6 protein-coding genes are annotated in these 4,674 nt (G+C 44.7%); 2 read left to right on the top strand and 4 right to left on the bottom strand.

Annotated features, from left to right (window positions below; translation table 11 throughout):
• The 3 genes from B7L70_RS11825 to B7L70_RS11815 form a co-directional block, all read right to left on the bottom strand.
• Window positions 1–872: twin-arginine translocation signal domain-containing protein (locus tag B7L70_RS11825; RefSeq protein WP_238376236.1), on the bottom strand; the 872-nt coding region annotated here is incomplete at its 3' end.
• A gap of 5 nt (window positions 873–877) precedes the next feature.
• Window positions 878–1,924 carry an NrfD/PsrC family molybdoenzyme membrane anchor subunit gene (gene nrfD, locus B7L70_RS11820; RefSeq protein WP_081228363.1) on the bottom strand — a complete coding sequence of 349 codons (1,047 nt, stop codon included), beginning with the start codon at window positions 1,922–1,924 and terminating at the stop codon, window positions 878–880.
• Between the two features lie 200 nt (window positions 1,925–2,124).
• Entirely contained in the window at window positions 2,125–2,778 is a 654-nt protein-coding gene (locus tag B7L70_RS11815) for a hypothetical protein (protein WP_081228362.1), read from the bottom strand.
• A 353-nt stretch (window positions 2,779–3,131) separates the two neighbouring features.
• On the opposite strand from B7L70_RS11815, the gene B7L70_RS11805 reads away from it, so the two are divergent.
• Both B7L70_RS11805 and B7L70_RS11800 read left to right on the top strand, forming a co-directional pair.
• The gene (locus B7L70_RS11805) at window positions 3,132–3,809 is read left to right on the top strand and encodes a TQO small subunit DoxD (protein ID WP_238376235.1); all 678 of its coding nucleotides are present in this window, start codon (window positions 3,132–3,134) and stop codon (window positions 3,807–3,809) included.
• A gap of 10 nt (window positions 3,810–3,819) precedes the next feature.
• The gene (locus B7L70_RS11800; protein WP_081228365.1) at window positions 3,820–4,326 is read left to right on the top strand and encodes a TQO small subunit DoxA domain-containing protein; all 507 of its coding nucleotides are present in this window, start codon (window positions 3,820–3,822) and stop codon (window positions 4,324–4,326) included.
• Between the two features lie 19 nt (window positions 4,327–4,345).
• Here the strand turns inward: B7L70_RS11800 and B7L70_RS11795 are convergent.
• Window positions 4,346–4,674: winged helix-turn-helix domain-containing protein (locus B7L70_RS11795; protein ID WP_101940290.1), on the bottom strand; the 329-nt coding region annotated here is incomplete at its 5' end.

The following is a 4,674-nucleotide window of genomic DNA, read 5'->3' as shown; positions in this document are numbered from 1 at the left end:
TTGGATACCTGCGCGAAGTTGCCGATCCTCTCCGGCGACATGTATATGACTTCACCACCGTTCTGTATTACCTTGATCACCTCACGCCTCGCTATTGTTGGGAAGTGGTCCTGGGTCACGCCGGCTATTATCAGTAGCTTTGTATAATCACTGTCCCAAGCACCATACTCCCACCAAGTACCGCCCATTGCGTATGATCCACCGGCGGCAACATTAAGTGCGCAGAAGCCGCCGTGACCTCCCTGGTTTGGTGTGCCGAACATTGCTGCGAACCACGTGTTCTCCGCTGGGTTGTATTGGTCCCTGCCTGTGAAGTAGACGAACTTGTATGGGCAGCACTCCCTAATCTTCTTAAGCCCCAGGAAGCCGTACTTCCAACCCCTCTGGGTTAGGAATGATGCGTTATCGCCATTTATCAATATGTCAAGCATGTCGTCATATGTTATCTCAATGAAGTCGCCCTCGCATCTCTCGCTCGTTGGCACCCTCAGTAATGGAGACCTAAGCCTCGCTGGGCTTAGGTAGTGGAGCATTGCTGATGCGCCTATGCCGCATGTGGCGCCTTCGTTCATGGTGAATATGGACCCAGCTATGAACCTGGGAAGCTTCGTCTGTCCACTAATTATGACCTCAATATTGCACCTGCCTAGGCAGCCGTAGCATGTTGTGAATGCAACAACATCACTTGCTACTTCAGAGGCGGCTAACTTGCTCTCCTTAAATATCTGGCTGAATACGAAGGCCTCCTTACCAATGGTTCCCAGGAATGCCGCTGCTGCCGTGGTTATGCCAGCAAGCTTTAGGAACTCCCTCCTTGTTAATGCGAAGTCCTTCCTCGTTTCCTCCCTAATTAATTTTGTGGATGTCTCCATACCCATCACCCCCACCACGGACCCCACTGTGGTTCTGCATTAACCATCGGTGTAAGCGGGGCATAGTAGTAGGCTACCGTCAACACTATGTACCTAACCATGTAGCCTCCTAACATGACGGCTATGAATATTATTAAGATAGCCCACTTGCCGAAGGTGCCCATTGGGTCAATCCTGAACAGGACGATCTCAAGGAGCAGTGGTATTGCTATGCCTAAGGTTATGACGAAGCCCCAGAAGTACGGTGCGTAGGTCTGCAGCAGAAGTTGGGTTAACGGTATCCTAGCCTCATAATGGTTTGCATAAGCCACGGTTAAGAATAGGGCCCATGAAAAGGCCTCAAAAACCACCGCAAGTAAATCTATCCAGCCTAATTCATGAATCAAACGCCTGACATCAAAGGCCCCACCATCAGCCTTAACACCTGGTGGTGTATAGAAGAATCTCGCCACCAATAGTGAGAGGGCTGTGCCGTAACCAAGCCCTGAGGATAACCAAAGTATTGGTAAGGTACCATTCCACCAGTAGGACTTACCACCTGCTGCTGCGAATAGGAATGCTGTATATACCGTGGCCGCTATGCCCGTCAGCATTGTTAGGAAATCAAGGACTACCCGGGTTGTCCTAACGTACCTGCCTAATGCCCTAGCCGTAATCTTTGTGAGCGATGGTATGTACCATATGGCGAGGTATATGATGCCCCAAATAACCATACCACTTAGGAACAGGACACCCCAATCTATCCATGATTGGGCTAACCTACCGTTTGGGTAACCAATGAGTATTATATAGCCAGCCCTCTCGGGCCTGCCCAGGTCTATTATGAAGAAGGCTAGGGCGGCCAGTATTAATACCCAACCAGTAATCATGTTTATCTTAACCATTCTCTGCGCCTTATTCCTAACATCATAAAACGCCGCCAGCAGCATTGTCATGCTACCAAGCGCCGTTAAGAATATAGCAGCCGCGATCCTCCAACCCCATATAAGGTGGTATTCAGGTGGCATGTATGGACCCCAACCGCTCCACTCAACAGGCCATGGAGATGACATCAAGCTTAAAGCGCCGATTATGCTGCCTATAAATCGTGCTTTCTAACTCAATAATAAAGTTACGGTTATACATGTGTAGACTCTATATAATGTACTTACTAATATTTGAAAACTCCATATATTGACAGACTTCGACTAACGATTAATCTATTAATTATAATTTAATGATTTCATTTCATTAATTTAAGAAAACAGGTAGATCATGCATGTTTGTTTGTCAAAAATAATCTAGATATTAATGAATTAGCTATGGGACAATCAATACCTAATTTATAGCCGTGTATTCTACACTTCATAGCAACCTTCACAATCGTTACCTTCCTTGATTGATCACCCTGTAGTAACAATGCTACCTTACAGCCATCCCTAAGGGTTATTGTTGGTAGGTACTCAAGTAGTGCCTTTGCTATAACCCTCTCGGCGGCTTTAACCTTATCAATAGGTAGATCCAGATCCTCTGCAATAAAATTTATTATTGATTTATTATTATTTATGATATGTAAGGGTCTTTGTAATATATAATGAAGTGTACAGTTTAAGCTTTGGGCGCAGATGTTGGCAGGTCGTATCTTAGTTTGGGCTATACCTTTATTGATTAGATTTATGTAGCTTATAACCTCATCATCGCTGAATTCCGCCAGGTCCCAGTCCTCTTTCAATTTACCAATAGCCGACCTAAAAGCATCATTAGAAATGCCACTAACTCCTCTTAGGTAAAGTAGCGTAAGTACTAGGGCGCCCTTTGTCGTTATTATATAATGTCCCTTATCGATCTTATCGATCAGACCCATATCCATGAGCTCGAGGGATTTCCGATAAAGTGTAGCTATGCTTATGTTTAATGTCTTAGCCATATGATAAAGTGATGCTGTATTTTTATTGTAGCTAAATAATAGGTGATTCTTATACATGAGCATAAGTATCTGGAGAATCATAATATGGTAAGTATCAAGACAACTGCTAATCATATATTTGCTTGAATTAAGATTTATAAACTTTTCTCTATAGATGCCATAGATAAATTGCTGAGCCTGTCCATAGTTATCTCTTCGGTATCATTTGAATTAGGGAAATAATATGCATTAGCAGTTTAAAATTCAATTTTCTCGGTCAATATAGTAGGTACTGGGAATATAATGATCAAAAAGGAAATGGTTATGGAAGATGTACGGGAGCATTTATTAGTCTAAGGATTACATTTAGTTAGATGCGCTTCAGCGCTTTTCTGAGGAGGATCGTAAACGTTCTAGATAAGTTGAATTCTTGCTCATCGGCCTATGTTGGTGGTAAGTTGTTGACTTTCATACCGCATGCATGGCAACCAATTGTTGTGCAATTGGAGTGGTTTGTTTCGCACCGTCTCTCCGGAGATGGCGGTTTACCCGCCGTCTCCTTCTCGACGGTCTCCCCGAGCCCCCTCACCGCAGTGGCTCTCCAACGGTCGCCCGCGGTTCCCAGCCCTACGGTTCTCGGAAACCCAGGGGTACAGTTAAGGTGCTGGGATTGGGGTTATAAGCCTGTCGTCTCATCACCAACGATAATAAACCCCACGAATAATCATGAAAACCGAAACTACCCCAGCATTCTTTATCCATTCCTATTACTATTCACGGCTGTTGAGGCCGTATTCGGTTTATTAATGATGCTGAGCTTCATGACTAGGTTATCAGGTCTCGTCATCGCAATACTGGCCTGGAGCATTGGCGCTGCCGGTGGTTGGTTAGGACCTACCTGTGTGGACGAGTGGCAGATCGCGGCTGTTGAGGGTGCGGCTGGCCTAATGTTCATGTTGACGGGAAGTAGGTGGTTGTCGATTGATCAGTACCTAGCTAGAAAATGGCCAAGGGGTTTGAGGATACTCAACCTGTACATACCACTATGGTGAGGTGGTGGGTATGGATAGGTCGATCATTATTGCTTTGCTTGGTTTCATAATAGCCACGGGAGTCACGATGGCTCTATATCAAATAAACTTCCAGGGATTTACACACCTAATTAATTACTCCAAGAAGCCCGCATACTCATTGAGCGGCACTAGGTTGTTTAGTAATGGTACCTTATTCCTCCAAATAGATAGGGTTGCTGGACCTGATACATATGGTGGATTCATAGTTCTCGTGCAAATACTCTACCCGAACGGTACAGTACTTTACCAATGGAACGCAACCCAGCTAGGTCATATACCAAGCTATGACATAATCAATGAGTACCCACTGCCTGGTCACATGGCCTACTCAGACGGGTTTGCCCTGGTTGTTCCACTGGGTCAAAATGCCACGGTAATACTACATGCGCCAATTCGTATACCGCTGGGTACATACATCGTTAGGGTATACGATGTTGATGGATCCTATGAAGCTTACGGCATAAAGTTCCAGGTCTACGTAACCGTTAATCAATGAGAAAATAGTACTATTAAAATTAAATTTCCTCATTATTTCTATTCCTATTAATCATCAACCTACTACTTAGGTATTCAGACCATTTGCTTGCTATTTGGTTCATTTCCTTCATTATCTCTTCATAGTACTGTAGGAGCATTTTTCCCTCGGGTGTTAACCTGGCCCCTCCCCTACCCCTACCGCCCTTCCATGCCTCCACAAGTTTCATGCCCGAGGTCTTCTCCATCTTGTCTATGTAATTCCACACAAACCTATACGACATACCCAACCTCCTCGCCGCACCACTTATTGAACCAGTCTCATCAATAGCCTTAAGAATATCATAACCACCAGGACCAATCAAATGAA

The organism is Vulcanisaeta sp. EB80 (assembly GCF_002078205.2).
This window is presented reverse-complemented; position numbering and strand designations above follow the sequence as displayed.